This window comes from Streptacidiphilus anmyonensis, from assembly GCF_000787855.1.
Classification (GTDB): Bacteria; Actinomycetota; Actinomycetes; order Streptomycetales; family Streptomycetaceae; genus Streptacidiphilus; species Streptacidiphilus anmyonensis.
Genome location: NZ_BBPQ01000112.1, coordinates 1 through 5,518 on the forward strand (window position 1 = coordinate 1; position 5,518 = coordinate 5,518).

Annotated in this window: 5 protein-coding genes and 1 pseudogene; 4 read left to right on the forward strand and 2 right to left on the reverse strand. The window is 73.4% G+C overall.

The window, feature by feature from the left end; translation table 11 throughout:
* Position 1: 1 nt before the first annotated feature.
* Positions 2-1,045, forward strand: a complete 1,044-nt coding sequence (locus TR50_RS40525; protein WP_042435005.1) for an agmatine deiminase family protein — start codon at positions 2-4, stop codon at positions 1,043-1,045.
* A gap of 78 nt (positions 1,046-1,123) precedes the next feature.
* On the opposite strand, the gene TR50_RS49565 is transcribed toward TR50_RS40525, so the two are convergent.
* Positions 1,124-1,549, reverse strand: coding sequence for a hypothetical protein (locus TR50_RS49565; protein WP_084701849.1), 426 nt, complete (start codon positions 1,547-1,549; stop codon positions 1,124-1,126).
* Positions 1,550-1,724: 175 nt separating this feature from the next.
* Between TR50_RS49565 and TR50_RS43410 the strand changes: the two genes are divergently transcribed.
* The 3 genes from TR50_RS43410 (at position 1,725) to TR50_RS43415 (ending at position 4,901) form a co-directional block, all read left to right on the forward strand.
* On the forward strand, positions 1,725-2,651 hold the full coding sequence (locus TR50_RS43410) for a glycoside hydrolase domain-containing protein (protein ID WP_052441863.1): 927 nt from the start codon (positions 1,725-1,727) through the stop codon (positions 2,649-2,651).
* Between the two features lie 165 nt (positions 2,652-2,816).
* Complete coding sequence (locus tag TR50_RS40540) at positions 2,817-3,356, forward strand: TetR/AcrR family transcriptional regulator (RefSeq protein WP_084701851.1); 540 nt, start codon at positions 2,817-2,819, stop codon at positions 3,354-3,356.
* Positions 3,357-3,500: 144 nt separating this feature from the next.
* On the forward strand, positions 3,501-4,901 hold the full coding sequence (locus TR50_RS43415) for a DUF4328 domain-containing protein (protein ID WP_052441864.1): 1,401 nt from the start codon (positions 3,501-3,503) through the stop codon (positions 4,899-4,901).
* 8 nt (positions 4,902-4,909) lie between these two features.
* Here TR50_RS43415 and TR50_RS40550 read toward each other — a convergent pair.
* Positions 4,910-5,518 (reverse strand): annotated as a pseudogene (locus tag TR50_RS40550) (protein phosphatase 2C domain-containing protein); the annotation flags it as partial.

Here is a 5,518-nt window from a genome sequence, read left to right on the forward strand (position 1 = left end):
CATGACCGAGACCCCCACGCCCGCGTCCCTCGGCTGGTCCATGCCCGCAGAGTGGGCCCCGCACGACCGCACCTGGATGGCCTTCCCGACCTCCAACGAGACCTTCGCGGGCGACGAACTGCACCTGGCCCGCCAGGCGTGGGCGAACGTGGCCAACACGATCGTCCGCTACGAGCCGGTCACCCTCGTCGTCAACACCGGCGAGGCCGAGGCCGCGCGCGGCTACGTCTCCCCCGAGGTCGAGATCGTCGAGCGCCCGCTGGACGACGCTTGGATGCGCGACATCGGCCCCACCTTCCTCACCGACGGGAAGGGCGGCCTGGCCGCCGCCGACTGGATCTTCAACGGCTGGGGCGCCCAGGAGTGGGCCAGTTGGGAGAACGACCAGCACATCGCCGAGCACGTCGTCGAACTGACGGGCGTTCAGCGCTTCGCCTCGCGCCTGATCAACGAGGGCGGCGGCATCCACGTCGACGGCGAGGGCACCGTCCTGCTCACGGACACGGTGCAGCTGGGCGAGGGCCGCAACAGCGAGTGGACCCGCGAGGAGGTCGAGGCCGAGATCCACGCCTTCCTCGGCACCACCAAGGCGATCTGGGTCCCGCGCGGCCTGACCCGCGACTACCAGCGCTTCGGCACCCGCGGCCACATCGACATCGTCGCCGCGTTCCTGCGCCCCGGCACCGTCGTGGTGCACAGCCAGCCGGACCCCACGCACCCCGACCACGAGGTCACCAAGGACATCGCCGCCCTGCTGCGCGCGTCCACGGACGCCAGGGGCCGCAAGCTGGAGGTCATCGAACTCCAGGCCCCCACCGTCCTGTTCGAGGAGGACGGCGAGCCGGTCGACTACTCGTACATCAACCACTACCTCTGCAACGGCGCCGTCGTCCTCTGCGCCTTCGACGACCCGCGTGACCAGGCCGCGGCCGAGGTCTTCGCCCGCGTCTTCCCCGACCGCAAGGTCGAACTCGTCGACGCCCGCGAGATCTTCGCCAACGGCGGCGGCATCCACTGCATCACCCAGCAGCAGCCGCGCCCCTGACCCCCACCCCCACCGAGCCCCGCCGCGCGCCGTCCCCGCGTGCGGCGGGGCTCGGTCGTGTGCCGGTTCGTTCGTGGATCAGCTCGGCAGGCCGCTGGGGAGATCGGTGGGCAGATCGGTGGGCAGATCGGTGGGGAGGCCGCTCGGGAGGCTCGTGGGGAGCCCGCTCGGCAGGTCGGTGGGAAGGTCGGTGGGAAGGGCGGTGGGGATGCCGGTGGGGAGTCCGGTCGGCAGGTCGCTCTTCAAGACGGCCTGCACTGCCTGGGTGAGGAGCTTGGCGTAGGTGAGGGTGTCGACCCCGTTGCAGGCCGAGGGCCTGGCCAAGGACGGCATGGCCCCGGACACGGAGCTGCCGGAGGCCTTGAGCTGGTCGACGAGCGCGGACTCGCAGGACGCGGTGCTGCCCGAGGAGGCGGAGCCGCCGCCGCTGGAGGAGCAGGCCGAGAGTCCGAGAACGGCGGCGGCCGTGGCCGCGGCGGTGAGGGCGATGGTGACGGCGCGCATGTGTGGTTCCCCCCGGTGCTTCGATCTGTTTCGCTCCCGCCACGCTATCGGATGACAACTGGTCAGCCCCGGTCCAACTGAGGAGCTTTGACGACAAATCGCCACGCCGCGTACCGGTCAACCGATACGCTGGTCGCGCACGAACGCTCGGCTGTGGCGCTGGAAGGACACACGTATGGGCGCGACGGGGATCGACATCGCCTGGGACCGGCCATCGATCACCGAGATCAAGGCCACCGGCGCGACCTGGGTGGCCCGGTACTTCTCCGACGATCCGACCAAGAACCTGACCTCTGCCGAGGTCCACGACTACCAGGCGGCCGGGCTCGGCATCGTGACCGTCTGGGAGAGCACGGCCGGCCGCGCTCTCCAGGGGCACAGCGCCGGAGTGACCGACGCCAACGCGGCGTGGTCGCAGCGCGCCGGCGTGGGTCTGCCGGACACGACGGTGGTCCACTTCGCCGTCGACACCGACACCGACTGGGCTTCCGTGGAGCCGTACTTCCAGGGCGTGCAGTCGGTCCTGGGCAGTGCGCGGACGGGCGTCTACGGCGGGCTGCGCGTGATCCAGGGCGCCCACGCGGCCGGGCTGCGCTACCTGTGGCAGACGGTCGCCTGGTCCGGCGGCGTCTGGGCCTCGTTCGCCACCATCCGCCAACCCGGCGGCACCACCCTCAGCGGCGGCGCCGACTACGACACCGCCGAGGCCGCCGACTTCGGCCAGTACCCGCGGCCCGTTCCGCCGCCTCGCCCCGCCCCCGCGCCCAGCTACCTGGAGGAAGACGTGCTCGCCTACCTGCCGCCGCTCGCGCCGAACACCGACGCCGACATCCCCGTGGAGCCCGCGGGCACCCTGACCGCGCCGGCCGGAGCCTCGCGCAACGGTCCGCTCTGGCTCTGCCTGGCGGCCCAGGGCGCCGACGGTACCGTCGCAATCTCGATGCGGACCGCGAAGGGGTGGTCCGCGCCGACCCAGTACCCGGTGACGGTGGCGGGCGGCAAGGTCGTCCTGACGCTGCCGACGGACGGCTCCGTCGACGTCGTCCGGGTCACCCCCACGGTGCCGCTGCTCGGCTACGTGACCGGACGGCAGGTCGCCTGACCAGCCGCGGGCGGCTCCTGGTGCTTTACTGGTCCCCAACGGTTTGAACAGCATTCGAAGCTGTGCCGTCCAGCGGGACCAGGAAGCGAGAGGGGCTGAGCAGCAGTGGTCCGAGCGTCCGCGCGCCGGCCGGCCAGGCCCCGCGAGGAGGTCTTCGCCACGGCCATGGCCGCCATCGCCCGGCAGGGCCTGGCCGGGGTGACCATGGCCGCCCTGGGCAAGGAGCTCGGGATGAGCGGCGGCCACCTGCTCTACTACTTCGGCAGCAAGGACCAGCTGCTGCTGGAGACCCTGCGCTGGAGCGAGTCCCAGCTCGGCGAGCGCCGCCGCGAGCTGCTCGCGGGCGACACCCCCGCCACCGAGCGGCTGCGCGCCTTCGCCGCCCTCTACCTGCCCACCGGCCCCGGCGATCCCCGCTGGACCCTCTGGGTCGAGGTGTGGGGACGCTCGCAGGCCAGCGAGGAGATCCGGGCCGGTCAGGTCGAGATCGAGGCGGTGTGGCGCGAGGACCTCGTCGCCCTGCTGCACGAGGGCGTCCGGGCGGGCGAGTTCCGCACGGTCGACCCCGAGCGCTTCGCGGTGCGCCTTGGCGCGCTCCTGGACGGCTTCGGCACACCGATCGTGGTCGGCCTGCCCGGGGCGAGCCCGGACGCCGCGCTCGGGCACGTCGAGGACTACCTGAGCGAGGCCCTGCTCGCACGCTGAGCCACCCTCGACACACGCGACCCACCGGCAACTGTCCGTACACGAAGGCCGCGAGAGAACACGTGGACGAGGCTCCGCCGCATCGCATACCATCGGCCGCCAGCCGCGCGGCGAGGAGCGCGGAACCAGCCAAGGGGATCTCCCGTGCTCTGCCCGTCCTGTTCGGCCGCGACGCTCGACGCGTACGGCCGCTGCCCCCACTGCGGCTATCTCGCGGCTCCGCCCGCGCAGCCGTACGCGGCGTACTACCCGCAGCCGGCGATGATCTCGCCGACCGCACCGGCCGGCATCGGCCTGGCCGCGCAGATCCTCATCGCCGTCTCCGGCGTGCTGGCGCTGGTCTCCTTCGGCCTGAACATCTGGGCGTACACGGTCGCCAAGGCCGGGCCCGGCGGCATCCTGGACGCGAACACGAACCTGAACAGCCTCGACGCGGTCGCCGGCATCGCGGGAATCCTCGCCCTGTTCAACCTGCTGCTCGGGCTCGCCACCGGCATCGTCTTCATCGTCTGGTTCTTCAAGTCCGCGAACCTGGCCGCGATCCTCGCCCCCGGCCGACAGGCGCTCAGCGCCGGCTGGGCGATCGGCGGCTGGTTCATCCCTCTCGGCTGGTTCGTCCTCCCCCGCGTCGTCGCGGGCGGCGTCTGGCGCGCCGCGATCCCCCTCCAGTCACAGCCGGTCCTGCGCAAGCCGCGTACCTACCTGGTGACCTGGTGGTGGCTCAGCTTCTGTGTCGGCGAGACGATGCTGTCGACGCCGGTCAGCGCGAGCGCCCGCACACTGAACTCCTCCGGAAGCCTGCTCGTCCCCTACGGCGCGAGCGGCTTCGGCGACCTGTGCCGAGTGGCCTCGGCGATCCTCGGCATCGTGATGATCCGCAAGCTGACCCAGATGCAGCAGATCCGCATCCTCCAGGGCCCCGGCGTCGGCCATCCCTACGCGGCCCCCGTGATCGCGAACGCGCCGTACGCGGCCTACGCCGAGCCCGCGCCCGCCCCCTTCGGCGTCTCCGCGCCGATCCCGGGCCAGGTCGGCCCCTACGGACCGACATACGGACCGACGACGGGCACGCCGTACGCGCCCTCGTACCCGCAGGACGCGCAACCCCTGCCGCAACCCGCCCCGCAGGCCGGTCCGCAGCCCGGTCCGCAGCCCGGTCCGCAGGCCGGGTACACGGCGAGTGTGCCGCCGCAGGCGGCTCCCCCGACGCAGGAGACCCTTCCGCCGACACTGGCCGAGCCGGTGGCCGCCCAGCCCGTCGTCGAGCCTGCCACCGAGCCGCTGCCGGCCGCCGAGGCCGCGCCGGAGGACGCGGTGCCCACCCTCGCGCTGACGGACGCCGTGCCGGAGGACACCGTGCCCAAGGACGCGCCGACCGACGTGCCCACCACGGTCCTCCCGCGCCAGTCGCAGGACCACGCCACCGTGCGGCTGACGCCGGTCGCCGCCCCTGCGCAGGACCCCGAGCCCGTTTCGCCCGACCCCGCCGTCACCAACGGCACCATCGAGGGCCAGGAGCCGTCGACGGAGCCGCGCGAGGGCTGAGGCGCGGCTCACTCCTCCCAGATCGCCGCGGCCGTCCGGTCCCCCGAGTGGCCGGACGCCCGCGCCTGGATCTGCCGCAGGAAGTCCACGCCCGCGGGCGGATGCGGGTGCGACCAGTGCTCCGCCAGCAGCGCCGCGACCGCGGGCTCGGCGCGCAGCGGCCGCGCCAGCCCCTCCGTGCACAGCAGCAGCACGTCCCCCGGCTCCGGCACGACCGCGCGGAACCGGAAGCGGCCCTGCTGCTGCACGGCCTCGTCCTCGCCCTCGGGGTCCAGGCTGAGACGCCGCCCGGCGTAGGCGTCGTACCAGGCGTCGTCGCCGAGCAGCAGCAGCGCGCCGGGCCCCGTGCCGAAGCCCGCCCGTAGGCGGTTGGTCGGGTCGAGCGGGGCGAGCACCGCGTGGATCGCGCCGTCCGGTCCCAGCCCGCGCGCGGCGCGCGCGGTGAGCCGCTGGAGCCCGAAGCGGAGTTGCTCCTGCGCGCCCTGCCGCAGGTCCGCGAGCAGCCCCGTCCGGCTGCGTCCCACGGAAGCAGCCAGCAGCCGGACCGCCTCCTCCGCGCCCGGACCGCCCGCCACGGCCGTCACCAGCAACCCGTCCGCGCCGTCGCCGAACCGGGC